The following is a 24,983-nucleotide window of genomic DNA, read 5'->3' as shown; positions in this document are numbered from 1 at the left end:
GCCGAGAGGAGTTTTTAATAATGGGTAAACGTACGGACATTCAAAAAATCTTAGTCATAGGGTCAGGTCCTATTGTCATTGGTCAAGCAGCGGAATTTGATTATGCAGGAACTCAAGCTTGCCAAGCGTTAAAAGAAGAAGGGTATGAAGTCATTCTAATCAATTCAAATCCTGCCACAATCATGACAGATACGACAATGGCTGATCGTGTGTATATTGAGCCGATTACACTTGAGTTCGTCAGCCGAATTATCCGCCAAGAGCGTCCTTGCGGAATTGTAGCCACTTTAGGGGGACAAACTGGTCTTAATATGGCAATGGAGCTTGATGAATCAGGAATATTAGATGCCTATAATATTGAATTACTCGGTACGGATTTAAAAGCAATTAAACAAGCTGAAGATAGAGAGCAGTTTCGTGCATTAATGAATGAATTAAATGAACCAGTGCCTGAGAGTGAAATTGTTCACACGGTTGAAGAAGCGCAAGTATTTGTCCGGAAAATCGGCTATCCGATCATCGTACGTCCTGCATATACACTAGGTGGAACAGGCGGAGGAATCGTTCATAATGATGAGGAATTAATTGAGATTGTATCTAGCGGTCTTAAATACAGCCCTGTAACGCAATGTTTAGTAGAGAAAAGCATTGCTGGGTTTAAAGAAGTAGAGTATGAAGTCATGCGAGATGCATCAGATCAAGCAATCGTTGTATGTAACATGGAAAACTTTGATCCAGTCGGAGTGCATACAGGAGATTCAATCGTATTTGCACCAAGCCAAACACTAACAGATCGTGATTATCAAATGCTTCGTAATTCATCTTTAAAAATCATTCGTGCATTAGGGATTGAAGGAGGATGCAACGTTCAGTTTGCGCTAGATGCAGATAGCGATCAGTACTATATTATCGAAGTGAACCCGAGGGTCAGCCGTTCTTCTGCACTTGCGAGTAAAGCAACAGGGTATCCGATTGCAAAGATGGCTGCCAAGATTGCTGTAGGGTATGCACTTGATGAAATTCAAAACCCGGTTACAAAAACAACGTATGCCAGCTTTGAGCCTGCCCTAGATTATGTAGTATCTAAAATTCCGCGCTGGCCTTTTGATAAATTTGAAGCGGCTAATCGTAGGTTAGGAACGCAAATGAAGGCAACAGGGGAAGTTATGGCGATCGGACGCAACTTAGAAGAATCTTTACTAAAAGCAGTTCGCTCTCTTGAAGCAGGGTATGATCATTTGTTTGATGCAGACGTAACAAATTTAGAAACAAATGAATTAAAAGAGAAAGTTACGAAGCCGGATGATCAACGAATCTTTGCCCTCACTGAATTACTAAGAAGAGAAGTTAAAGTAGAAGAGCTGCATGAACTGACAGATATTGATCGCTTCTTTTTACAAAAACTCAATCGAATCGTGGCTTTAGAGAACAAGCTGGGTGAGCACAATGGAGACCTTGATGTGTTGAAGGAAGCTAAAGAACGAGGGTTCTGTGATTCTCAAGTAGCAAAGCTTTGGGACAGCACAGAAAATGCAGTCTATGAAACTCGGATGGAAGAGGGAATTGCCCCAGTTTATAAAATGGTAGATACATGTTCAGCAGAATTTGAATCTCGCACGCCTTATTACTACGGGACGTATGAAGAGGAAATGGAATCTGTTCGTACAAGCAAAAAGAGCATTCTTGTATTAGGATCAGGCCCGATCCGCATTGGTCAAGGGATTGAATTTGATTATGCAACGGTTCATACGGTATGGGCGATTAAAGAAGCAGGGTATGAAGCAATCATTATGAATAATAATCCTGAAACCGTATCGACTGATTTTAGTACATCCGACAAGCTGTACTTTGAGCCATTGACGGTAGAGGATGTAATGCATGTAGTTAATCATGAAAAGCCAGAAGGTGTGATTGTTCAATTCGGAGGACAGACAGCGATTAATCTAGCGGATCAATTAGCTGCACGCGGAGTAAAAATCATTGGAACATCTCTAGAAGATATGGACCGTGCAGAGGATCGCGATAAATTCGAACAAACATTAATGGCACTAGATATCCCGCAGCCATTAGGGAAAACAGCAACATCCGTTGAACAAGCAGTGAAAATTGCTGCAAATATCGGCTACCCAGTGCTAGTCAGACCATCATATGTACTTGGCGGCCGCGCGATGGAAATTGTGTATAAAGAAGAAGAACTGCTGCACTATATGAGGCACGCAGTGAAAATTAATCCAAAACACCCAGTGTTAATCGACCGCTATCTAACAGGAAAAGAGCTAGAAGTAGATGCGATTTCTGATGGAGAGAATGTATATATTCCGGGAATGATGGAACACATCGAACGTGCAGGGGTGCACTCAGGGGACTCAATCGCTGTCTATCCGCCGCAAACGGTGCCTGATCACCTTAAACAGAAAATTATTGACCGTACGATTGCCATTGCTCGGGGGTTAAACATTGTAGGGCTGTTAAATATTCAATATGTATGGCATCAAGATGAAGTGTATGTACTAGAAGTAAACCCAAGATCAAGTCGTACCGTTCCATTTTTAAGTAAAATCACGGGCGTTTCGATGGCTAATCTAGCAACCAAAGTGATGCTCGGTCAAACCTTGCCGGAGCTAGGATATCAAACAGGTTACCATCCTGAATCTGTTGTTGTTTCTGTCAAAGTACCTGTGTTCTCATTTGCTAAGCTGCGCCGAGTAGATATCACGCTTGGACCTGAAATGAAATCGACTGGTGAAGTAATGGGTCGTGATGTGACTTTAGAAAAAGCATTATACAAAGGGTTAATTGCTTCTGGAATGAAAATACCAACTCACGGTTCTGTACTGTTTACAATTGCTGATAAAGACAAAGAAGAAGCGCTTAGTTTAGTAGAACGCTTTAATAAGATCGGCTACAACATTCTTGCTACAGCTGGTACTGCTCAATTCATCAAAGAGCTTGGCATCCCTGTAACAACTGTTAACAAAATCGGTGAAGAAAAACCGCACTTACTCGATGTGATTAGACAAGGTGAAGCGCAGTTTGTCATCAACACCTTAACTCGCGGTAAACAGCCAGCACGTGACGGATTCAGAATCCGCCGTGAAGCGGTAGAAAACGGGGTCGTTTGCTTAACATCAATTGATACAGCAGATGCACTTCTTAGTGTATTGGAATCCATCACATTTACTTCAGAATCCATGCCTCATATGCAAGCACCAAAAGGGGGAGTCAAGCATGCAGAAGCAAGCAATGTTGAAAGTGGAAAGTCAACGGTTAGTAGCGGATCGTATCTATGAGCTGATACTGAGCGGCGAGCAAGTGAAGCAGATGGTGAATCCTGGCCAATTTGTTCATCTTAAAACAGGCTCATTTGATGATTTGCTGTTAAGACGTCCATTAAGTATATGTGATGTTGACAGCTCCACAGAAACTCTTAAAATGATTTATCGAGTGGAAGGAAAGGGAACCGAAAGGCTGTCTCACAAAAAGAGCGGGGATGAGATTGATTTACTAGGACCGCTTGGGACAGGATTTCCGGTAGAGGAAGCACAGCCAGGAGAGACGGCTCTTCTGGTTGGGGGCGGGATAGGTGTACCACCGTTGTATTATCTATCAAAGCAATTAATTAGTCGCGGGGTCCGAGTTATTCATGTACTCGGATTCCAATCCAAAAAAGACGTGTTTTATGAAGAAGAATTCAAGCAGCTAGGGGACACGTATATAGCGACAGTAGATGGTACTTATGGGACGAATGGATTTGTTACTGATGCAATAGCTCGGATGGAACTCCAATCAGATATCGTATACAGCTGCGGACCAACACCAATGCTTCGTGCGTTAAGTGATTTGTATAAAGGTAAACGAGCATATGTGTCATTAGAAGAGAGAATGGGCTGCGGCATTGGAGCTTGCTTTGCATGTGTATGTCATACCGAAGATGATCCTACAGGCACAAGCTACCGCAAAGTATGTACGGATGGTCCAGTATTTAAAGTCGGGGAGGTTGTCATATGAGTCGCTTAAATACAAATCGCTTGAATATCGAATTGCCAGGACTTTCATTAAAGAACCCGATAATGCCAGCTTCAGGATGCTTTGGATTTGGGGCTGAATATGCTGAGTTTTATAACTTAGATCTGTTAGGGGCGATCATGATTAAAGCAACGACTGCTGAAGCTCGCTTTGGAAATCCGACTCCGCGTGTAGCTGAAACAACAGCAGGAATGCTGAATGCTATCGGGCTTCAAAATCCTGGTTTAGAAGGTGTACTGACAAAAGAACTTCCGAGACTGAGTCAATACGATGTGCCAATCATTGCAAATGTGGCAGGAGCACAAATGGAGGATTATGTTGAGGTTGCTAGAGAACTTTCACAAAGTCCAACTGTGGCAGCACTGGAATTAAATATTTCTTGTCCGAACGTAAAACAAGGCGGAATTGCATTTGGAACGGTCCCAGAAGTAGCCGCTGAATTAACATCAGCGGTCAAACAAGTTTCAACTAAACCCGTATACGTTAAGCTCTCTCCAAATGTATCTGATATTGTGGAAATGGCAAAAGCAGTAGAGGCGGCAGGAGCTGATGGATTATCGATGATTAATACGTTGCTTGGCATGAGAATTGATTTAAAATCTCGAAAGCCTATATTAGCAAACGGAGCAGGCGGACTATCTGGACCTGCTATTAAGCCGGTCGCTATACGAATGATTCATCAAGTAAGCCAGGCTGTTTCCATACCGATCATCGGAATGGGAGGAGTCCAGACGGTAGACGATGTTATTGAAATGATGCTGGCAGGGGCAAGTGCTGTGGCTATTGGTACGGCAAATTTCGTAGATCCTTATATCTGCCCAAATATTATTAAAGAACTGCCGAATAAATTAGATGAATTAGGTATAGATCATATAACCGATTTAATCGGAGGGAGTTGGAAGGAATTATGCAGCGTCCGCTAATTGTAGCTTTAGATGTTCATCAAAAAGAGGTTAGAGATAGACTTTTAGAAACATTTAAGCATGATTCGATTTATATGAAAGTGGGTATGGAACTTTATTACCAAGAAGGCCCTAGAATCATTGAACAATTAAAAAAAGATGGCCATCATGTTTTCTTAGATTTAAAGCTGCATGATATTCCGAATACTGTGGGCCGAGCGATGAAAGTATTAAGCAGTTTGGAAGTAGACTTGATAAATGTGCATGCAGCAGGCGGACGTAAAATGATGGAAGCAGCTCTTGAAGGGTTAGAAGCAGGAAAACCTGCAAATGCTCCTAGACCGAAGTTGATCGCTGTGACACAATTAACAAGTACAGATCAAGAGATGCTGACAGATGAACTACTTATTAAAGAAGAGATCGCACATGTCGTTTCAACTTATGCTGCACTAGCTAAAAAAAGCGGGTTAGACGGCGTAGTGAGTTCTGCCTTAGAAGTCCCGCTTATCCACGAAGTATGCGGGGAGGATTTTCTCACTGTCACTCCAGGCATACGCAGACTTAGTGATGCCAAAGGAGATCAAAAACGAATTGTCACCCCAATGAAAGCAAAAGAGCTTGGGAGCTGGGGGATTGTCGTAGGAAGAAGCATTACAGAATCGATTGATCCATACCAAACCTACTTGGAAATGAAAAAAGAATGGGAGGAAGGAAAATGAACAAACAAATTGCAGCATCCTTACTTGATATTGAAGCGGTCACCCTTTCGCCAAATGAGCCTTTTACATGGAGCTCAGGTATAAAATCGCCGATCTACTGTGATAACCGTATGACTCTATCTTATCCAAACGTCCGTCGCATGATCGCAGGTGAATTTGAAACAATAATCAAAGAAAAGTTTCCAGATGTAGATGTGATTGCTGGAACGGCAACTGCTGGTATTCCACATGCGGCATGGGTAAGCGAACTGCTTGAGCTGCCGATGGTATATGTACGCGGGAGTGCAAAAGGGCATGGAAAACAAAATCAAATTGAAGGGAAACTTTCGTCTGGCCAGAAAGTTGTTATTATTGAAGACTTAATTTCAACTGGAGGAAGTGCTATTAAAGCAGCAGAAGCGCTAAGAGAAGCTGGCGCGAACGTATTAGGTGTGGCAGCAATCTTTACTTATGAATTAGCTGATGCGAAGACGAACTTCAAAGAGGCAGACCTAGAAACCTCTGTTTTAACAACTTTTTCAACTCTGCTTGATGTTGCCAAAGGCCGTGGTACAATTAGTGGAGAAGAAGAAAAAAAGCTGCTTGCCTGGAGCAATGACCCTTCTTCTGTTAAGTGGACTTAATAAAAAAGGGTGAAGACGGATGAGAAAAATGGATGGTGCAGAATTTGATTCCCTCGTGTCTTTTTTTGATGGAATGGCAAGAACGAATTGGCTGAGTAAAGTGCATGACCAATTAAAAGAAATGAGCGGAACATGGCGTTCCAAAGAGATTCTAGATGTTGGGTGCGGCACAGGCCGTCTGTTGACAAGAGGTTTGGATGAGGCTGATCGTATAGTCGGAGTAGATCTATCCGAAGAAATGATCACAGCTGCAAAGGAGCTATTTCAAACGAGTAATACAGATACGAAAAATGATTTCTTCGTAGGCGATGCCTATCATCTGCCTTTTGAAGACGAGACATTTGATTGTGCACTATCCACGTGTGTGATGTTTTTGCTGCCAGAGCCAGAAAAAGGCATTACAGAAATGCTGCGAGTGACAAAAAAATCTGGTACGATCGTGATGTTAAATCCGAGTGAAACAATGAATCCTGAGCGCGCCTCATCTTATGCAGACCGCAACCAGATGACAGGGTTTGAAAAAGAGACCTTAGTTAAATGGTCGAATGTATCTACGAGACGGCATAGGTATTCAGAGCAATCTCTCTCAAGCGTATTAACGAAGCTTGGAGCAAAAAATGTCACTCATCAGCCTGTGGTAGGAGGTCTTGCGATGATTACGGTGGCCCAAAAATAATACATATAAAAAAAGAGTATGGGAATCCATACTCTTTTTGATTAAGAATCTTTTTTGAATAATTCCAGCATGGCATAGAAAGCCTCTACTCCTTGAAACATAAAGATACCTACAGCTGTTACTGACAGCAATCCAATCAAAATGAAACGAACGAGTATCATCGTTATTCCCCCTCTACGTATATGAATTATGAATAATTAGAGTGAAAATAAGAGAATAAGAATTCATTTGACCGGTACTTTCTAATGGTTAGAAATAACTGTAATCTTCTTTTATACCATTCCGGATTGTGATAAAGAAGTATTGTAAGATGAATCAATATAAAGAGAATCAAACTTTGGTTTAGATTCAGTGTAAAAGCAGTTTTATGCTCTTGTTTATAGGATGTTTCTGGTTCAAGCTCAAGCGAATAGAAGCTAGCGCCGTTAACCGGCAGGTCATACGCATAGGGCTGATCAGATTGTTTAGGATAAAACATAATCAATGCCACAAATATAATAAAGGAGATTTTTATTCTATGATTCATTGAAACCCCCCCTAAAACGTTTCCTACATCATATCTTATCTTTTACTGCTTGCCTAGTATTCTTGAAAATAAAAACTCACTAACATCTATGCAGCATGCCTCAATGTTAGTGAGTTAAAAGGGGATATTCAATTACTTATCCGAACCAAATTTCTCTTCAATGTTTTGATCAAAAACAAATACACTCATCCCGAAATCTCTTTCAATATCAATATCAACAAACAAGTCAATAAAATGACACTGAAGCAGTTCTTCCATTTCAATTGGGTGGTTTTTACGATACATATCTTTGACCATTTCGGTACGAGCAGACCTAAGCATTTGCTTTCCGTCGTCTGCACTGGCTATAAATCGTTCGATTGGAGAAAGGTTTCCTTCCATCTCACATATAGCCCAATTTTTACAAAAGGTCGTTTGGATTTTACCCGGGCCTTTACCCATATGTTTTTTGCGGAATGAACGAACGACATTGCTAAATTCTGCTTCATATTTATTCATCTGTGTCAGTCCTTTTTATATAATCATAGATTCCTTTATAAATCTATGAAATATCGTAGACCTCATACAAAAAATTGTCAACTTGCAACTTGGCTGCCTTCTGCTTTTTGAGCCTCTTTTAGCTGCTTGATGTCTGAACGTATAAAGATTGATACAACAAGAGCAACGACAAACATTCCAGTGAAAATGTATAATGTTCCTGCATAGCTGTTCGTCGTTTCACGAATCGTTGAAGCGAGTATTGGACCGACTAACCCTGCTAGCGCCCATGCAGTTAAAATATATCCATGAATGGCACCAAGCTGTTTTGTTCCGAATATATCACCAATATAAGCTGGGATGGCTGCAAATCCACCGCCGTAGCACGTTAAAATTAAAAATACAACGGCTTGGAAAGCAATCGCATGTGATAGGGACGGGAGCAGCATGAATGATGCCATTTGGATAATGAAAAAGGTTGTATACACATTTGGACGACCGATGTAGTCAGAGATGGAGGCCCACCCGATTCGGCCAAATCCATTAAATAACCCCATAATTCCAACCATTGTAGCAGCAGCTACTGCTGACATGCCGGCTATTTCTTGAGCCATTGGAGAGGCTACTGAAATAATCGCAATTCCACACGTTACATTAATAAATAACATGATCCATAAATACCAGAAGCGCTTTGTTTTAACAGCTTCATTCGCAGTTAATTGAGATAGATCAGCAACAGGCTTTTTATCGCCTGATTGAATTTTCTCTTCAAATCCCTTAGGCATCCATCCTTTTGGGGGCGGAGCAAGGTAGCTTGCAGACCCCAGCATTACGATTAAGTAAGCGACACCTAAAATATAAAATGTATTAGCAATGCCAACTGAGTTGATCAGGCTGTTCATGATAGGGCTTGCAATCATTGCTGCAAAGCCAAATCCCATAATAGCTAGTCCAGTAGCTAATCCCCTGCGGTCTGGAAACCATTTTACAAGGGTTGAAACAGGGGTTATATACCCAACCCCGAGTCCAATTCCTCCGAGCACCCCGTATGTAACATACAATAGAAAAATTGATTCGATACTTGTAGCAAAACCAGCTCCTATGGTCCCTATCCCAAAGAAAACGGCTGCAACAATTCCAGATTTCCTTGGTCCATGCTTTTCCACAAAATGACCCATAAAAGCAGCTGATACTCCCAAAAACAAAATAGCAATACTAAATGTTAATGAAACAGCACTAAGTGACCAGCCATATGCTTCAATTAACGGGTTAGTGAAAACACTCCAAGCATACACAGAACCGATGGAAATATGTATACCTACTGCACTGAGGGCAATAAGCCAGCGGTTTTTTGTTGTCTCCATATCATGTTCCTCCTCTTTTCTTTTATCTCTCTGCCAAAAGGAATATTTCCACATAAAAAAACCGACAAGTCTTAGATTGATTCATATACAATACACTTACTGTACATGAATGAACCTATAACTTGACGGTTAATCATCAGCAGGGACTCTACTCACTAATCAAACATCAGTCATTCTTTTAGGTGTGCCTTATGTTATGGTCGGTAGCAGGGACGCTGCTCCGTAGCATGACATAATCACAATTGTTGAACATTTGTCACAATTTTATCATGGAAACGTATTCACAGACAAGGAAAAATTCATACAAATTTAAAAAATTGATGTAATAAAGACAATGAGCATTTTGTATTCTATGTTAATCGGAAAAAACTTTAAGGTTGTGAAATGAAGAAGTTTATGCTTTCATAGATGGTAACTTTAACTTGCTTGATAAAAAGAAAGAGGTTTCCGGTCGGGATAGTCATGAAAACATCAATAATGAAAATGAATAGTTATACAAAGTCTAGAAAGAACATGAGTCAATTAAATATATTGAAAGCGGGTGGTTAAATGAATAAAGCAGCAGATCAATTCAACCGGCCCCTAAGAGACCTTAGAATTTCAGTTACAGATCGCTGTAACTTTAGATGTCATTATTGTATGCCTAAAGAGGTATTCGGTCCTGATTACCCTTTTTTAAAAAAGGACGAGCTCCTTAGTTTTGAGGAAATTACAAGACTTACTACTCTTTTTACAAAAGCTTCATCAATTGAGAAGCTGCGTATTACAGGCGGGGAGCCGCTGATGCGAAAAGATGTTGATCAATTAATTGATCAGCTCCGTCGGGCAACAAAGATTGACGATATTGCGATGACAACGAACGGAGTAATGCTTCCTAAAATGGCCAGCCGTTTAAAAGAAGCTGGATTGAAAAGAGTGACCGTCAGCTTAGACAGTTTAAATGATAAGCGATTCGGTGAGATTAATGGACGAGGCATAGGGGTAGACCAAGTACTTAAAGGGATGGATGCAGCAGCGGAAGCAGGGCTTGGTGTTAAAGTGAATATGGTTGTTCAAAAAGGGATTAACGACCATGAAATTCTTCCAATGACAGCTTTTTTCAGGAAAAAAGGCTATACCTTAAGGTTGATTGAATATATGGATGTTGGAACGAGCAATGGATGGAGATTAAATGATGTTCTGACTAAACGGGAAATGATCGAAAAGATTGATCAAGTGATGCCTATTCAACCGATCGCGCAGCGTTATGAGGGGGAAGTAGCAACGAGGTATCGTTTTATTGGATCAAATGACGAAATCGGGATTATCTCCTCTGTATCAGATGCCTTTTGCGCTTCGTGTAACCGTGCAAGAATATCCGTTGAAGGGAAACTTTATACATGTTTATTTGCGACCAAAGGAACTGATTTTAAGCAGATGCTTCGCGATGGTTCGGCGGATGAGGACATTATTCATCAAATCCATTCAGTCTGGAATAGGCGGGATGATCAATATTCTATTGAGAGAACCGAGGAATCTTCTAGAAATAGAGAAAAAATTGAAATGTCACATATAGGGGGATAAAAAACAAAGAGAGCGGAATATGTCCGCTCTCTTTTATTATGTGGTTTGTTTCGCTCTTAGGCTCAGTACCAAATCTTCATCAGGAGTCACAAATACAGTTGTTTGCTGATCGTATGTCACAAATCCTGGCTTAGAGCCATTCGGTTTTTTTACATGTCTGATCTTTGTATAGTCAACGGGCACTGAACTAGATTGACGGGCTTTACTAAAGAAAGCAGCAACTGTCGCAGCTTCAATTATCGTTTGTTCATCCGGATCAGTGCTTCTGATCACCACATGTGAACCTGGTATATCTTTTGTGTGAAGCCAAATCTCATCTTGTCTTGCAAACTTATTTGTTAAATAGTCATTTTGTTTATTATTTTTACCGACATAAAAGGTAAGGTCAGAAGAAGATGTGTATACTTCAAGCTGAGGCTTTTCTTCTTTTTTCTTCTTTTTTGAAGGCTTTTGTCTGCGTTTTAGATAGCCTTGCTCAATCAGCTCTTCCCGAATTTCTTCGATGTCTCTTGGCGAAGCACTCTCCATTTGTTGAATTAACTGATCGAGATAATCAATATCTTCTCTAGTTTGCTCCATTTGTTCGAGTACAACCTGAACTGAATTTTTCGCTTTATTGTATTTCTTAAAGTAAGCTTGAGCATTATCTGAAGGAGATTTTAACGGGTCAAGTTTAATCTCAATCGTTGGCTGTTCCTCTTCATAATAATCGATTACTTCTATTTTTTTGTCCCCGCGCTTTACTGAATAAAGGTTAGCTGTAAGCAGTTCACCATATTTTTGATACTCTTTTGCCTTATCAGCATCTGTTAGTGTCCGTTCAAGTTTAACTAATTTTTTTTTGTTTTTTTGATATTCATTGCGAAGCATTTTTTCTAAGTCAAACGCTTGCTGCTTTACGCGGTCACGTTCTGCTTTGCCGTAAAAGAAACGATCAAGCATGTTACTAATTGTAGGAAATGAGCGCTGCTCTCCGTTTAGATGATGTAAATCAATCACACTAAAGTATTCTTTTCCATCAGCTTCAATCATCTGCGGTGTGTACTCATGATCTTTAACCGAAGAGAAGACTTCAAGAAATGCTTGCGGTAATGTTTGTCTATTGCTCATTCCAGAACGATCAATAATTTCTTTTGCTACAAGGGGAGATAAACCGCTGAAACGGTCGACCAGCTGCCGGTCAAGCTTCCCCTGGTTAAAGTCCATTTCTTTTAAAACAGCTGATTCATCAAGGTCTAACGGGTTTTGTTTTTCTTGTTCTGGCGGTCGTTTATACAGTTGACCTGGCAAAACAGTCCGATAGCTGCTTTGAGAAAGGCTGACATGCTTAATGCTGTCTAAAATAACGCCGGAATCAGCATCGACGAGCATAATATTACTATGGCGTCCCATAATTTCAATTATTAATTTTTTCGATTGAACATCACCAAGTTCATCTTTATTTCGTATGGTGATCTCAATTATACGTTCCATATCAATCTGTTCAATCGATTCAATAATCCCGCCTTCGAGATGTTTACGTAAAAGCATACAAAACATAGGAGGCTTCTCCGGGTTTGTATACTTTTCATTTGTTAAATGAATGCGGGCAAAGCTAGCATTTGCAGACATTAACAGCTGATGGTTAGCACCATTGGCTCGAATTGTGAAGACAAGTTCTGTTTTGAATGGCTGATAAATTTTAGAAATACGACCTGACTGCAGTGTATGTGAAAGTTCGTGTGTGATTGCACGAGTCATAATGCCGTCAAATGACATATGTAGCACCTCTTCTCTAACCACAAACCAGCCTTGCATACTTTTCTTATGATAGATAGTCGTAAGAAGCTGGCTTGTTCAATTTGCTTTCATGAGTATAGCATGTTTTTCACTCTCGCTGAATAAGATGGCTTGTATAAATGACTATTAAGAAGAGGTCGCAAGTTGCGAGAGTCTTCTTAGTGAGCAGAAGTAGGACTAAATGTGGGGTGGCGGCATGCAATGGTTGAGAATGACTACAGAAGAAGTAGAACGATCGGTAAGGACCAAAATTGAGACAGGCTTAACAGAGAAAGAGGTTCAAAAGAGGCTTGGTGTTTACGGAGCCAATAAACTTGATGACGGTAAGAGAACACCCGCTTTCTTAGTGTTTCTGAATCAATTTAAAGATTTTATGGTTCTTGTTTTGTTAGCTGCAACATTGATCTCTGGCTTATTAGGAGAATACATTGATGCAGTGACGATCATGTTTATCATCTTGTTGAATGGGATTTTAGGCTTTGTTCAAGAAAGAAAAGCTGAAAAATCGTTAGATGCCCTAAAAGAGCTGTCTTCACCGCAGATGATGGTTAATCGAAGCGGTGTGTGGCAAAAGGTTCTCTCCACTCAAGTCGTACCAGGAGATGTGGTGAAAGTGACAAGCGGTGATCGGATTGGTGCAGATATCCGTTTAATTTCAGCAAATGGGTTAAGGGTAGAAGAATCATCTTTAACAGGTGAATCAGTACCTGTTCAAAAACATGCATCACCGCTTGATGCCAAGGATGCCTCCTTAGGTGATCAAGAGAACATGGCGTTTATGGGAACGATGGTTACGCAAGGTAATGGGGTCGGTGTTGTTGTAAACACTGGTATGAAAACAGAAATGGGCAAGATTGCACACTTGCTCCAATCAACCGAATCACTTGTTACTCCTCTTCAGCACAAATTAGAGCAGTTAGGGAAGATATTGATTGCTGTTGCCTTATTACTAACGGCTCTTGTCGTTATTATTGGGGTATGGCAGGGTCATGACGTTTATACAATGTTCTTATCAGGGGTCTCCCTTGCTGTAGCGGCGATACCTGAAGGTCTTCCGGCGATCGTCACAGTAGCATTAGCACTTGGTGTTCAACGGATGATTAAACGAAGAGCCATTGTTAGAAAGCTCCCCGCCGTTGAAACATTAGGGTGTGCATCTGTTATTTGTTCGGACAAAACTGGGACGCTCACCCAAAACAAAATGACCGTCACAAGACTGTGGTCTGGCGGCAAGCTGTGGGAAGTCAGCGGAAATGGGTATGAACCAAGCGGTGCGTTTCGATTGGCCGGAGTAGAAGTGCTGCCAGAGCGTGAAAGGGCCTTGCAGCAATTACTTAGTTACGGAGCAATATGTAATAACGCTTCACTTATGACGCGGTCTATTAAGCAAGGGATGTTACGAAAAGAGAGAACTGAATATGTGTTAGATGGAGATCCGACTGAAGGGGCTCTTGTCGTAGCTGCCATGAAGGCTGGATACAGTACAGAGGGTCTGAATGAACAATACACTAGAGTAATGGAATTTCCTTTTGACTCCGCAAGAAAGATGATGAGCGTCATAGTTAAAGATAAGAAAGGGAGATCTTTTATTATTACAAAAGGAGCTCCTGATGTCGTTTTATCTCAGTGTACAACCATTTCATATAATCAACAAACAGAGGCGTTCACATCGTCTAGAAGAACAGAGGTAGAGGGCGTTATTTCTAATCTGTCATCTAAAGCGCTTAGAACGATTGCCATTGCTTATAGACCATTAAAGGCAAATGAAGTATGCAGCCAGCCTTTTGAAGCAGAGAGACAATTAACGTTTCTAGGGTTAGAGGGAATGATTGACCCGCCAAGACCTGAGGTGAAGGGGTCAATTCGTGAATGCAGGGAAGCAGGAATTAAAACGGTCATGATTACAGGCGATCATCGCCTTACTGCTTCTGCCATTGCAAAAGAGTTAGGGATCCTTCGTGAGGGAGGTAAAGTGTTAGAGGGGAGAACATTAAAACAAATGAGTGTAGAGGACCTTGAGGGATGCGTTGACGAAGTAGATGTATACGCCAGGGTTTCTCCTGAGGACAAATTAAAAATCGTTAAAGCACTTCAGGCTAGAGGGCATATTGTAGCTATGACAGGAGATGGCGTTAATGATGCACCGGCCATTAAAGCAGCCAACATTGGAATTGCAATGGGTATTACAGGAACAGATGTCGCAAAAGAAGCTTCCTCGCTTATTTTAAGCGATGATAATTTTGCAACGATTAAATCGGCCATTAAAGAAGGCCGTAATATTTATGAAAACATCCGGAAATTCATCCGCTATATGCTGGCATCAAATGTCGGTGAGATTTTAGTTATGCTATTTGCGATGATGCTAGGAATGCCGCTTCCGTTAGTTGCTATTCAAATTCTCTGGATCAATTTAGTGACAGACGGCCTGCCGGCTATGGCACTTGGGATGGACCAAGCAGAAGGCGACGTCATGAAGCGAGCTCCAAGAAGCCCAAAAGAAGGAGTCTTTGCTAGAGGATTAACCTGGAAAATCCTCAGCCGTGGCTTTATGATTGGGGTTGTCACCCTAGCGGCATTCTGGATTACTTTAGAAGCACATCCTGATGAGTTAATCAGGGCTCAGACTGTTGCTTTTGTCACACTTGTTATGGCTCAGCTCATTCATGTGTTTGACTGCCGAAGCGAATACTCAGTTTATCACCGTAATCCTTTTGAGAATCGTTATTTAGTCGGGGCCGTAGTGATCTCTATTTTACTTATGATTGCTGTTATTTATTATCCTCCGCTCCAGCCAGTTTTCCATACGGTTGCACTTGATATGCGTGAGTGGCTTCTTGTACTTGGAATGGCTTCAATCCCGACGGTTGTGTTAGGAGGATTTCAACTGTTTAAAAGAAGATAAGTGATGAAAAACGAGTTCATGGATATATGAACTCGTTTTATTTTTCTAAAAGCTCAGAATAATTGGCGCCTTGTAGTTTCTACTTGTTACCAGATATAAAGTTCGTTAAAATAAGAGAATGGATGTGATAAGATGCGAAGTATGACTGGTTATGGACGTTACAGTTTTAAGTGCGATCATTTTTCGATCATAGTAGAAGCAAAGGCAGTGAATCATCGCTTCTTTGAGTGCAGTACTCGTATCCCAAATGAGTTTCTTCATTTAGAAGAAAAGATACACTCTACAGTACATAACGAAATAAAACGCGGGAAAATTGATCTTTTTATTCATGTTGAGAAAGCTGAATTTAGTAAGCATAAGCTTGAAGTGGATTATGAGTTACTCAAAGAGTACATCAAAATTGCCAATGAATTAAAAGGATCATCAAATCAAGTTGGTGGATGCTTAGATGTAAACACACTGCTTTTTGATGATCGGCTTATCAAAAAAGTGGAAATGGAAGATAAGCATGCAGAAGAAATCAGTCTGGCGATCTTAAATTCCGTAACTGCTTGTATTCAAGAACTTGTTGATATGAAAGAACGAGAAGGGGACCGGTTGAAAGAAGATCTTTTTATTCAACTAAACCATATATCAAATGTTCTTTCTAAGATTGAAACAAAAGCACCAGATATTAATCTACATTTACAAAAGAGAATGGAAGAACGTGTGGCCTCGTCTTTAAAAGAGCTCAGTGAAGCGGTAGTTGACCGCATCATTGCTGAAGCATGTTTGTATGCTGAAAAAGCAGATGTAAATGAGGAGCTTGTAAGGATGCGATCGCACCTTAGCCACTTTAAGGAAATTAGTGAAAATCACGATTTTCCTATCGGCAGAAAGCTTGATTTTCTCGTTCAGGAAATGAACCGGGAAATCAATACAATCGGTTCGAAAATTCATGATGCGGAAGTAAGACAATTTGTTGTTTCATTGAAAAGTTACATAGAAAAGATTAAAGAACAAGTACAAAATGTTGAATAGAACGTAGAATTCGAACGCTTTTTCGTATATAGTAAGGTTAGTTTGGATAAAAATGATGAGAGTGGTAGTCGGCTCTCCTAACAGATGGGGGAACATGCATGAATATTAAACTCATTAACATTGGATTTGGAAATATTGTATCAGCTAATCGAATTATTTCCATTGTCAGTCCTGAATCTGCACCGATCAAACGCATTATTCAAGATGCACGTGATCGAAATATGCTGATCGATGCTACATATGGTCGTAGAACAAGAGCAGTTATCATTGCAGATAGTGATCATGTAATTTTAAGTGCAGTACAGCCTGAAACGGTCGCACAGCGCTTAACTAGTAAGGAAGATGGTGCAGAAGAGGCATAATCACATCTTGTGAATGCCTTATTTTTAATCAGGTACATCTTAATTATGAAAGATGCAGCCACTACGGGGTAATCTATGTGGTGTAGGAGGTTTCCATGAAGAAAGAAAAGGGTTTATTAATTGTATTATCTGGCCCAGCAGGCGTTGGGAAAGGGACGGTTTGCGGAGCATTACGTAAAGAGGAAACAGATATTCAATATTCTGTTTCTGCCACAACCAGGCAGCCGAGAGAAGGAGAAGTGAATGGAGTTAATTACTTCTTTAAGAGCCGTGATCAATTTGAAGAAATGATTAAAAATGATCAATTACTAGAATGGGCAGAGTATGTCGGTAACTATTACGGTACGCCAGTTGATTATGTGAGGCAGACGCTTGATAATGGACAAGATATTATATTAGAGATTGAGGTTCAAGGAGCTTTGAAGGTTCGTGAAAAGTTCCCAGAAGGCGTGTTTATTTTCCTTATGCCTCCGAGCTTAGCTGAGCTAAGAGCGCGTATTGTAGGACGCGGCACGGAAACTGAAGAAGTGATTAATAAGCGGATGACTGTTGCAAGGGAAGAAATTGACATGATGAAAAAATACGATTACGTCGTAGAAAATGATCAAGTAGACCTTGCTGTGGATCGAATTAAATCCATTGTTATTGCTGAACATTGTAAAAGAGAAAGACTTATTGAAAAATATAAAGAGTTAGTGGAGGTTGACTAAATGTTATACCCATCAATTGATTCATTAATGGATAAATTAGATTCAAAATATACACTTGTCACTGTATCGGCAAAGCGTGCAAGAGAAATTCGTGAAGATTCAAGCCGCGGTCCGCTTGTGAATCGACCTAAAGCACATAAGCCTGTCGGTATGGCGCTTGAAGAAATTGTAGAAGAACATCTGCGTTTTGAGCGTATTACCCCAGTAGAAGAAGAGTAATTCATACAACCAATGAAAGAGTCTGACCCTCAAGTAAACCAAGATTGATACTTGCAGCAAGCCTGTTTGGATCATTTGATTACTGTTATAGAGGGCAGGCTCTTTGTTTAGGTTAAGATTGGGTGGCATAATAGATTAAGAGAAGCTAGTTATTACATAAAAAAATAGAAACGGTGCAATAGCAACTGTGCATATAAAGGGTGAGAACACACATGGTAAATGGTAAACATATTGTACTAGCTGTAACTGGAGGCATTGCTGCGTATAAAGCCTGCGCGTTAACGAGTAAACTTGTTCAGGCAGGCGCAGATGTAAAGGTAATGATGTCTGATTCTGCAAAAGAATTTGTTAATCCTAACACATTTCAAGCATTATCAAAAAACCCTGTATATGATTGGACCTTTCATGAACCAGATCCGTCAAAGATTGCTCATATTGATCTGGCTGATTGGGCAGATCTTGTTATAGTCGCTCCTGCTACTGCAAATGTCATCGGAAAACTAGCAAACGGGATTGCTGATGATATGATTACTACGACGCTGCTCGCCACAAAGGCAGATGTCTATTTAGCCCCTGCTATGAACGTAAACATGTACAACCATCCCGCTGTTCAGAAAAACATGCAGACGCTTAAAGATTTTGGTTACTCTTTTATAGAAGGTGAAGCAGGGTATCTTGCTTGCGGGTGGACAGGAAAAGGTCGCATGGCAGAGCCTGAGGTCATTGCTGATATGATTAATCGTGTATTTGAAGAGAGGGACACCAATTCTATAAATGAATTAAAAGGGAAACATGTGGTAATTACAGCGGGACCGACTCAAGAAAGAATTGACCCAGTTCGTTATTTTACGAATCACTCAACTGGTAAGATGGGCTATGCCATAGCTGCAGCAGCGAAACGGGCAGGAGCAGAAGTGACGCTAGTGTCCGGTCCGACCAATCTTCCTCGTCCAGCTGGTGTGGATGTCATCAAAGTCATATCAGCTGAGGAAATGTATCAGGCTGTAATGTCTGTATATAATTCTGCAGATATTGTCATCAAGTCAGCAGCAGTCGCTGATTACAGACCAAAAGAAACGTTTGAACAGAAAAGAAAGAAAAGTCCAGGTGAGTGGAGCGTTGAAATGGAGAGGACTCGGGATATCCTGAAAACACTTGGTGAAAAGAAGGCAAATCAAATTTTGGTTGGCTTTGCGGCTGAATCGGAAAACGTTGAAGAATATGCGAAACAAAAGCTGCTAAAAAAGAATCTCGATTTAATTGTAGCAAATAACATTACCACGCCAGGTGCAGGGTTTGGGTCTGACACTAACATTGTGACGATTCTTTCTAAAGACGGCGAGGTTAAGAATTATGAACAGCAATCGAAAGATGCCGTAGCGAAGCAGATATTAACCGATATTATAGATTATATTGAAAGGAATAGGAATGAATGATCGCAAAAGTGATTGTGGATGTGCCCGCACAACAAACCGATCGCCTGTTTGATTACCGCATTCCGCCTGAATGGGAGGAAGTGGTCAAGCCAGGAATGCGGGTCGTCGTCCCATTTGGTCCGAGGACCATCCAAGGATTTGTAATCGAGATTGCGGAGTCCTCTTCTCATAATAAATTAAAAAGAATCTCGAATATCCTTGATGTGATCCCTGTTTTAACTCAAGAATTATTAGAGTTAGGAGAATGGCTGACAGATCAGACGTTAAGCTTTAAAATATCAGCTTACCACGTCATGCTGCCTGCTGCTCTTCGTGCAAAAGTGAAAAAAGAAGTTGTACTACGAGGAGACCCGGCCTCTTTTGATATGGCGCTTCAAGCAGCATTTGGAAAAACTGACCGGCTGAACTGGGATGTTCTAACGAAAGAGCATGCCTCACTCGTTCGGCTCGTTCAGACCTATATTCAAAAAGGGGTGCTTGATCTTGAATATGTTGTCGTTGACAAAGGAAATAAAAAGACAGAACGGGTTCTTAGGCTTGCGGCTGAAGGAGAAACCGAAGAAGAACTATTACGTCATCTGTCTGCGCGTGCGGCAAAACAGCGAGAGGTAATCTCGTTTTTATATAACCAAAAGAATCCAATCAAAACGAATGAGCTCTTGCGTATATTAGAAACCACTCGTGCGACGATAACTCCTCTTCTTAAAAGAGGACTACTTAATGAGACGGAAGAAGAAGTGTACCGTGACCCAACTGAAGGATTGGATATCCAAGAAACAATGCCGCTTGAATTGACTGAAAAACAAGCAGCTGTGATTGCGCCTATTCTCAAAAGTCTTGAAAGTGAGGTTCACGAACCATTTTTATTACACGGAGTGACTGGCAGCGGCAAAACAGAGATTTATCTTCAAGCGATTGACCGCACATTAAAGGATGGGAAAGAAGCCATTGTGCTCGTCCCAGAAATTGCTCTTACCCCGCAAATGGTGAACCGTTTTAAGGGCAGATTTGGCTCTAAAGTAGCTGTTCTACATTCCGGTCTTTCAATGGGAGAGAAATACGATGAGTGGCGCAAGATTCATCGTGATGAAGTGAAGGTAGTTGTCGGGGCGAGGTCAGCTATCTTTGCTCCGTTTAAAAACTTAGGAATTATTATTATAGATGAAGAGCATGAATCAAGCTATAAGCAAGAGGAAAACCCTCGTTATCATGCTAGAGATGTGGCGATGTTCAGGGGCCGGTATCATAAATGTCCGGTAATTTTAGGAAGTGCGACTCCGTCGCTAGAATCGTATGCCAGGGCGAAAAAGGGTCGATATACTTTGTTGCCTCTGACCGAACGTGTAAATAATCGTGCAATGCCAGAAGTGAATGTTGTAGACATGCGTGAAGAGTTAAGAGCAGGCAACCGGTCAATGTTCTCAGCTGCTTTACTTGAAAAGATGCAAGAGAGAATGGATCGCGATGAACAAACGGTTCTATTTTTAAACCGCAGAGGGTACTCAACCTTTGTGATGTGTCGGGATTGCGGGTATGTAGCAACATGTGATCATTGTGATATATCTCTGACATATCATCGAAGTCAGAATCAACTTAAGTGTCATTATTGCGGTCATGAGGAAGCGATGCCGACTGTATGCGAGTCCTGCGGGAGTGAACACATTCGATTTTTTGGGACAGGAACACAGAAAGTGGAAGAAGAAATCGCGAAAGTCCTTCCTTCTGCTAGAGTCATTAGGATGGATGTAGATACAACAAGAAAAAAAGGCTCTCATGAACGGCTTTTAACGTCGTTTGGCAAAGGAGAAGCGGACATTTTGCTAGGCACTCAGATGATCGCTAAAGGCCTGGATTTTCCAAACATAACCCTCGTTGGTGTCCTCGCTGCAGATTCCATGCTGCATATACCTGACTTCAGGGCGAGTGAGAGAACGTTTCAGCTGATGGAACAAGTAAGCGGAAGAGCCGGGCGGCATGAATTATCTGGCGAAGTTGTTATTCAAACGTACACTCCAGAACACTATAGTATCGAGCTTGTAAAGTCGCATAACTATGAAGCTTATTTTGAAATGGAAATGGCTCAGCGTAAACATGCTGGTTATCCGCCTTATTTTTATCTGACGTTAATTAATGTCTCTCATCCGGAAATTACTAAAGTGATTGGCGTAACGGAAAAAATCACCTCATTTTTAAAAAGAGAGCTGTCAGATGAAACGGTTGTTTTAGGCCCTACAGCCTCGCCTATTGCTCGGATAAAAGATAGATATCGCTATCAATGCATGATAAAATACAAAAATGAACCGAAGCTTGTAACTACATTGCGTGAAATTCAGCAGCATTATCTAAAAGAAATGAATCAAGGCCAGCTGAATATATCAATTGATTTACATCCTTATTTATTTATGTAAGTTAACTATTTAATTAAAGTTTGTACGAGATACATTCGCACGTTATTTTTGAAAGGCAGGATTAGAATATGAAGATTGTATTTATGGGAACACCGGACTTTTCAGTACCGGTGTTGCGTCAATTAGTGATGGATGGGTATAACATTGCTGCCTGCATCACCCAGCCGGACCGCCTTGTAGGCAGAAAAAAGGTTATGACACCACCTCCGGTAAAAGTAGAAGCAATGAAACACGGGATTCCTGTGCTTCAGCCAGAACGCATTAGAAATCAAGAAGAAATTGAACGTGTATTAGGATATGAACCTGAGCTGGTCGTTACAGCAGCTTATGGTCAAATATTGCCTAACGATATTTTAGAGAAGCCAGCGTACGGCTGTATTAATGTTCATGCTTCTCTATTACCGAAGTATCGCGGCGGAGCACCTATTCACCAGTCAATTATTGATGGTGAGAAAGAAACCGGTATTACCATTATGTATATGGTTGAGAAGCTAGATGCAGGTGATATGTTAACGCAAGTGCGTGTTCCAATCTTAGAAGAGGATCATGTTGGTTCGATGCATGATAAATTAAGTGCTGCAGGTGCTAAATTGTTAAGTGAAACGATCCCAGCTTTAATTAAGGGTGAAATTACTCCGCAAAAGCAAGATGAAACGAAGGTAACGTTTGCTAGAAATATCACGCGTGAGATGGAGAAAATGGACTGGAGTAAAACGGGTGAGGAATTATACAACCAAGTCCGTGGACTGAATCCATGGCCGGTTGCATTTACGACCCTTCAACAAAAACCGTTAAAAGTGTGGTGGGCAAAGAAAGTGAACGTAGCAACAGAACAGGAACCAGGTACGGTGATCGAAATTAGAGATGACTCTTTTGTCGTTGCTACTGGTAATCAAACAGCTCTTGAAATTATGGAGCTTCAACCATCTGGAAAAAAAAGAATGACTGCTGAGGACTTCTTGCGCGGGGCAGGGAGTTCACTAGAAATAGGGATGAAACTTGGAGATGAAAATGAGTAAAAATGTACGTGAAGTAGCAGTAGATGTGTTATTACAAATTGAAAAAAATCAAGCTTACAGTAATCTTTTGTTGAATCAAACGATCAATAAATCAAATCTTGACCGCAGAGATATTGGTTTACTAACGGAGCTTGTCTATGGAACAATTCAACGTAGAGATACTCTCGACTACTTTCTTGCTCCTTTTGTTAAGAAGGGTATTGATAAGTTAGAAGATTGGGTAAAAGTATTGCTTAGGTTATCAGTCTATCAGCTTGTATATCTCGATCGTATTCCAGACAGGGCGGTTGTACATGAAGCGGTAACGATCGCCAAAAAAAGAGGCCATAAAGGAATCAGCGGGATGGTCAATGGAGTCTTACGCAGTATCGGACGAGAAGGCGTTCCTGATATTAAAGATGAAAAAGACCCTATTAAACGATTAGCTTTAGAAACGAGTCATCCAGAGTGGCTTGTAGCTCGCTGGGTTAAGCAATTTGGTGAGGAAGATACCCGCTTAATGTGTGAAGAGAACTTAGTCTCTCCTGCTGTTACAGTGCGTGTCAACCAAACAAAAGCAACAAGAGAAGAAGTGATCAGCATGCTTGAAGCTGATGGGGTTGCGGCTGTCAAAGGAGAGCTTAGTGAGGACGCTCTTATTATTAAGTCCGGACAAGTGTTTGAATCGAAAGCGTTTAAACAAGGGTATGTGACGGCTCAAGATGAAAGTTCTATGCTTGTAGGCAGAGCGCTTGGGGCAAACAGTGGTGAAAGAGTTGCGGATGTATGTGCTGCCCCTGGCGGTAAAACAACTCATATTGCAGAACAAATGAATAACGAAGGCAGCGTTCTCGCTTTTGATTTACATGATCATAAAGTGAAGCTAATACGAGGACAAGCAGCAAGGCTTGATTTATCAATTATTGATACCCAGGCGGCAGATGCACGTAAGCTGGCTGAGAAATTTGAGCCAGAGAGCTTCGACCGCATTCTTGTAGATGCGCCGTGTTCTGGATTTGGTGTTATAAAGAGAAAGCCAGATATCAAGTGGGCCAAGAAAGAAGCAGACATTAAAGCGATTCAATCCATTCAGCAGGCGATATTAAATGCTGTTGCCCCGTTATTAAAAAAAGACGGTACATTAGTATACAGTACGTGTACAGTGGATAAAGATGAGAATGAGGAAACCGTTGAAGCGTTTTTAGCTGAGCACCCTTCATTTGTTAAAGATGAAGATTTAAAAAATCGCCTTCCTAAGCAGGTGGTTGACTCAAAACGATTTAAATCAGGGATGGTTACAATATTGCCCCAAGATTTTAACAGTGACGGCTTCTTTATTTCAAGCTTGGTTAAACAGTAACCTTAAAATAGCTTAGAGGGAATGCCGTAGAGGGAATGCCAATGTTGGCGGCGAAGTTAGAGGGTATGAAACCTTATTAGGATGAGCGATAAGGAGAGTTCAGCTCATTTGATTTGGGGAGAAGAGGTAGGTGGTAGTAGGATGCGGTATACGTTTATGACAAACGTTGGGAAAGTGCGTACACATAATGAGGACAGCGGAGGCGTATTTGAGAATTCGAGCGGAATTCTGGCCGTTGTAGCTGATGGAATGGGTGGACACTTAGCAGGAGATGTTGCAAGTTCCATGTCTGTATCGTTTCTAGAAAAGGAATGGAGTGAAGTAAGCTCACCTTTTTCTGCTAAAGAAGCAGAGCACTGGCTAAGAAATAGCTGTTTGAAACTGAATGAACATCTCTATCAACATGCATTAGACAATAAAGAGTGCCAAGGCATGGGTACGACAATTGTTGCCGCTCTGTGTACAGAAGAGTTTGTCTCAATTGCTCATGTGGGAGACAGCAGAGTGTATATTAAAAATGAGTTTGGCTTTAAGCTCAAAACATCTGATCATTCACTCGTACAAGAATTATTGAATACGGGTCAAATCACAGAAGCTGAAGCTGAACATCATCCAAGAAAAAATGTACTTTTACGGGCTCTTGGTACGGAACCTGTTATTAAAGTCGATGTGCAGACACTTCAAGTAGAAGACGATCAATTAATTATGCTTTGCTCAGACGGTTTATCTAACAAAATCGAAACAGCTGAGATGGAAGATATGCTTACGGCAGAACAATCGATAGAGGCGATAGCGGAATCATTCATTAAAAAGGCGAATGAACGTGGTGGAGAAGATAATATTTCAATTGCAATCGTTAAGTATGAAGAACATTCTAATCATGCCTTAGATACGGACAAGGCTAGGTGAGGGA

The 24,983-nt window shown here is 41.0% G+C and carries 21 protein-coding genes; 17 read left to right on the top strand and 4 right to left on the bottom strand.

All coding sequences use genetic code 11. The annotated features are described in order from the left end of the window. The first annotated feature begins 20 nt into the window (after nucleotides 1-20). From carB to A33I_RS09560, 6 genes are read left to right on the top strand one after another with little or no spacing between them, the layout of a single operon-like run. Entirely contained in the window at nucleotides 21-3,290 is a 3,270-nt protein-coding gene (gene carB, locus A33I_RS09585) for a carbamoyl-phosphate synthase large subunit (protein WP_022628228.1), read from the top strand. Beyond that, complete coding sequence (locus tag A33I_RS09580) at nucleotides 3,229-4,008, top strand: dihydroorotate dehydrogenase electron transfer subunit (protein ID WP_022628227.1); 780 nt, start codon at nucleotides 3,229-3,231, stop codon at nucleotides 4,006-4,008. The genes carB and A33I_RS09580 overlap by 62 nt, the downstream gene beginning before the upstream one ends. Then, nucleotides 4,005-4,949 (top strand): dihydroorotate dehydrogenase, encoded by a 945-nt coding sequence (locus tag A33I_RS09575; RefSeq protein WP_022628226.1) that lies wholly within the window; start codon nucleotides 4,005-4,007, stop codon nucleotides 4,947-4,949. The genes A33I_RS09580 and A33I_RS09575 overlap by 4 nt, the downstream gene beginning before the upstream one ends. After that, nucleotides 4,934-5,647 (top strand): orotidine-5'-phosphate decarboxylase, encoded by a 714-nt coding sequence (gene pyrF / locus A33I_RS09570; RefSeq protein WP_022628225.1) that lies wholly within the window; start codon nucleotides 4,934-4,936, stop codon nucleotides 5,645-5,647. Before A33I_RS09575 ends, pyrF begins: the two co-directional genes overlap by 16 nt. Continuing rightward, nucleotides 5,644-6,270, top strand: coding sequence for an orotate phosphoribosyltransferase (gene pyrE, locus A33I_RS09565; RefSeq protein WP_022628224.1), 627 nt, complete (start codon nucleotides 5,644-5,646; stop codon nucleotides 6,268-6,270). The genes pyrF and pyrE overlap by 4 nt, the downstream gene beginning before the upstream one ends. A gap of 19 nt (nucleotides 6,271-6,289) precedes the next feature. Next, entirely contained in the window at nucleotides 6,290-6,946 is a 657-nt protein-coding gene (locus A33I_RS09560) for a class I SAM-dependent methyltransferase (protein ID WP_022628223.1), read from the top strand. A 187-nt stretch (nucleotides 6,947-7,133) separates the two neighbouring features. Here A33I_RS09560 and A33I_RS09555 read toward each other — a convergent pair whose 3' ends face one another. The 3 genes from A33I_RS09555 to A33I_RS09545 form a co-directional block, all read right to left on the bottom strand. Next, nucleotides 7,134-7,472 carry a hypothetical protein gene (locus A33I_RS09555; RefSeq protein ID WP_022628222.1) on the bottom strand — a complete coding sequence of 113 codons (339 nt, stop codon included), beginning with the start codon at nucleotides 7,470-7,472 and terminating at the stop codon, nucleotides 7,134-7,136. A 132-nt stretch (nucleotides 7,473-7,604) separates the two neighbouring features. Then, a complete protein-coding gene (locus A33I_RS09550; RefSeq protein ID WP_012959451.1) occupies nucleotides 7,605-7,970 on the bottom strand; it encodes a Na-translocating system protein MpsC family protein in 366 nt (121 codons plus the stop codon). A gap of 77 nt (nucleotides 7,971-8,047) precedes the next feature. Beyond that, the gene (locus A33I_RS09545) at nucleotides 8,048-9,313 is read right to left on the bottom strand and encodes an L-lactate MFS transporter (RefSeq protein ID WP_022628221.1); all 1,266 of its coding nucleotides are present in this window, start codon (nucleotides 9,311-9,313) and stop codon (nucleotides 8,048-8,050) included. 549 nt (nucleotides 9,314-9,862) lie between these two features. Between A33I_RS09545 and moaA the strand changes: the two genes are divergently transcribed. Then, nucleotides 9,863-10,876 (top strand): GTP 3',8-cyclase MoaA, encoded by a 1,014-nt coding sequence (gene moaA, locus A33I_RS09540; RefSeq protein WP_031311538.1) that lies wholly within the window; start codon nucleotides 9,863-9,865, stop codon nucleotides 10,874-10,876. 36 nt (nucleotides 10,877-10,912) lie between these two features. Here the strand turns inward: moaA and A33I_RS09535 are convergent, their stop codons facing one another. Continuing rightward, nucleotides 10,913-12,634, bottom strand: coding sequence for an Rqc2 family fibronectin-binding protein (locus tag A33I_RS09535; protein ID WP_022628219.1), 1,722 nt, complete (start codon nucleotides 12,632-12,634; stop codon nucleotides 10,913-10,915). Nucleotides 12,635-12,851: 217 nt separating this feature from the next. Between A33I_RS09535 and A33I_RS09530 the strand changes: the two genes are divergently transcribed. The 10 genes from A33I_RS09530 (at nucleotide 12,852) to A33I_RS09485 (ending at nucleotide 24,979) form a co-directional block, all read left to right on the top strand. After that, nucleotides 12,852-15,557, top strand: a complete 2,706-nt coding sequence (locus A33I_RS09530) for a calcium-translocating P-type ATPase, SERCA-type (RefSeq protein ID WP_031311537.1) — start codon at nucleotides 12,852-12,854, stop codon at nucleotides 15,555-15,557. Nucleotides 15,558-15,689: 132 nt separating this feature from the next. Beyond that, a complete protein-coding gene (locus A33I_RS09525) occupies nucleotides 15,690-16,577 on the top strand; it encodes a YicC/YloC family endoribonuclease (RefSeq protein ID WP_022628217.1) in 888 nt (295 codons plus the stop codon). A 98-nt stretch (nucleotides 16,578-16,675) separates the two neighbouring features. Further along, complete coding sequence (gene remA / locus A33I_RS09520) at nucleotides 16,676-16,939, top strand: extracellular matrix/biofilm regulator RemA (RefSeq protein WP_012959445.1); 264 nt, start codon at nucleotides 16,676-16,678, stop codon at nucleotides 16,937-16,939. 95 nt (nucleotides 16,940-17,034) lie between these two features. Next, nucleotides 17,035-17,649 (top strand): guanylate kinase, encoded by a 615-nt coding sequence (gmk, locus tag A33I_RS09515; RefSeq protein WP_022628216.1) that lies wholly within the window; start codon nucleotides 17,035-17,037, stop codon nucleotides 17,647-17,649. Next, nucleotides 17,650-17,868 carry a DNA-directed RNA polymerase subunit omega gene (gene rpoZ, locus A33I_RS09510; protein ID WP_012959443.1) on the top strand — a complete coding sequence of 73 codons (219 nt, stop codon included), beginning with the start codon at nucleotides 17,650-17,652 and terminating at the stop codon, nucleotides 17,866-17,868. Nucleotides 17,869-18,080: 212 nt separating this feature from the next. After that, complete coding sequence (gene coaBC / locus A33I_RS09505) at nucleotides 18,081-19,304, top strand: bifunctional phosphopantothenoylcysteine decarboxylase/phosphopantothenate--cysteine ligase CoaBC (protein WP_022628215.1); 1,224 nt, start codon at nucleotides 18,081-18,083, stop codon at nucleotides 19,302-19,304. Then, nucleotides 19,301-21,712, top strand: a complete 2,412-nt coding sequence (priA, locus tag A33I_RS09500; RefSeq protein ID WP_022628214.1) for a primosomal protein N' — start codon at nucleotides 19,301-19,303, stop codon at nucleotides 21,710-21,712. Before coaBC ends, priA begins: the two co-directional genes overlap by 4 nt. Before the next feature lie 68 nt (nucleotides 21,713-21,780). Further along, a complete protein-coding gene (gene fmt / locus A33I_RS09495; RefSeq protein WP_022628213.1) occupies nucleotides 21,781-22,731 on the top strand; it encodes a methionyl-tRNA formyltransferase in 951 nt (316 codons plus the stop codon). Continuing rightward, nucleotides 22,724-24,070 carry a 16S rRNA (cytosine(967)-C(5))-methyltransferase RsmB gene (gene rsmB, locus A33I_RS09490; protein ID WP_022628212.1) on the top strand — a complete coding sequence of 449 codons (1,347 nt, stop codon included), beginning with the start codon at nucleotides 22,724-22,726 and terminating at the stop codon, nucleotides 24,068-24,070. The genes fmt and rsmB overlap by 8 nt, the downstream gene beginning before the upstream one ends. Before the next feature lie 141 nt (nucleotides 24,071-24,211). Next, the gene (locus tag A33I_RS09485; RefSeq protein WP_022628211.1) at nucleotides 24,212-24,979 is read left to right on the top strand and encodes a Stp1/IreP family PP2C-type Ser/Thr phosphatase; all 768 of its coding nucleotides are present in this window, start codon (nucleotides 24,212-24,214) and stop codon (nucleotides 24,977-24,979) included. Nucleotides 24,980-24,983 lie beyond the last annotated feature (4 nt).

This window comes from Alkalihalophilus marmarensis DSM 21297, assembly GCF_000474275.2.
GTDB classification, from domain to species: domain Bacteria; phylum Bacillota; class Bacilli; order Bacillales; family Bacillaceae_D; genus Alkalihalophilus; species Alkalihalophilus marmarensis.
The sequence above is the reverse complement of the archived record's forward strand: the minus strand, read 5'-3'. Positions and strand labels throughout refer to the sequence as shown.

Excerpts from the sequence above, each read along its gene's own strand:
- A33I_RS09555 (WP_022628222.1), bottom strand. The coding sequence starts at position 7,472 with ATGAATCATAGAATAAAAATCTCCTTTATTATATTTGTGGCATTGATT.
- rpoZ (WP_012959443.1), top strand. The coding sequence starts at position 17,650 with ATGTTATACCCATCAATTGATTCATTAATGGATAAATTAGATTCAAAA.
- pyrE (WP_022628224.1), top strand. The coding sequence starts at position 5,644 with ATGAACAAACAAATTGCAGCATCCTTACTTGATATTGAAGCGGTCACC.
- A33I_RS09485 (WP_022628211.1), top strand. The coding sequence starts at position 24,212 with ATGCGGTATACGTTTATGACAAACGTTGGGAAAGTGCGTACACATAAT.
- A33I_RS09530 (WP_031311537.1), top strand. The coding sequence starts at position 12,852 with ATGCAATGGTTGAGAATGACTACAGAAGAAGTAGAACGATCGGTAAGG.
- remA (WP_012959445.1), top strand. The coding sequence starts at position 16,676 with ATGAATATTAAACTCATTAACATTGGATTTGGAAATATTGTATCAGCT.
- rsmB (WP_022628212.1), top strand. The coding sequence starts at position 22,724 with ATGAGTAAAAATGTACGTGAAGTAGCAGTAGATGTGTTATTACAAATT.
- moaA (WP_031311538.1), top strand. The coding sequence starts at position 9,863 with ATGAATAAAGCAGCAGATCAATTCAACCGGCCCCTAAGAGACCTTAGA.
- A33I_RS09545 (WP_022628221.1), bottom strand. The coding sequence starts at position 9,313 with ATGGAGACAACAAAAAACCGCTGGCTTATTGCCCTCAGTGCAGTAGGT.
- fmt (WP_022628213.1), top strand. The coding sequence starts at position 21,781 with ATGAAGATTGTATTTATGGGAACACCGGACTTTTCAGTACCGGTGTTG.
- carB (WP_022628228.1), top strand. The coding sequence starts at position 21 with ATGGGTAAACGTACGGACATTCAAAAAATCTTAGTCATAGGGTCAGGT.
- coaBC (WP_022628215.1), top strand. The coding sequence starts at position 18,081 with ATGGTAAATGGTAAACATATTGTACTAGCTGTAACTGGAGGCATTGCT.
- priA (WP_022628214.1), top strand. The coding sequence starts at position 19,301 with ATGATCGCAAAAGTGATTGTGGATGTGCCCGCACAACAAACCGATCGC.
- gmk (WP_022628216.1), top strand. The coding sequence starts at position 17,035 with ATGAAGAAAGAAAAGGGTTTATTAATTGTATTATCTGGCCCAGCAGGC.
- A33I_RS09580 (WP_022628227.1), top strand. The coding sequence starts at position 3,229 with ATGCAGAAGCAAGCAATGTTGAAAGTGGAAAGTCAACGGTTAGTAGCG.
- A33I_RS09575 (WP_022628226.1), top strand. The coding sequence starts at position 4,005 with ATGAGTCGCTTAAATACAAATCGCTTGAATATCGAATTGCCAGGACTT.
- A33I_RS09525 (WP_022628217.1), top strand. The coding sequence starts at position 15,690 with ATGCGAAGTATGACTGGTTATGGACGTTACAGTTTTAAGTGCGATCAT.
- A33I_RS09560 (WP_022628223.1), top strand. The coding sequence starts at position 6,290 with ATGAGAAAAATGGATGGTGCAGAATTTGATTCCCTCGTGTCTTTTTTT.
- pyrF (WP_022628225.1), top strand. The coding sequence starts at position 4,934 with ATGCAGCGTCCGCTAATTGTAGCTTTAGATGTTCATCAAAAAGAGGTT.
- A33I_RS09535 (WP_022628219.1), bottom strand. The coding sequence starts at position 12,634 with ATGTCATTTGACGGCATTATGACTCGTGCAATCACACACGAACTTTCA.
- A33I_RS09550 (WP_012959451.1), bottom strand. The coding sequence starts at position 7,970 with ATGAATAAATATGAAGCAGAATTTAGCAATGTCGTTCGTTCATTCCGC.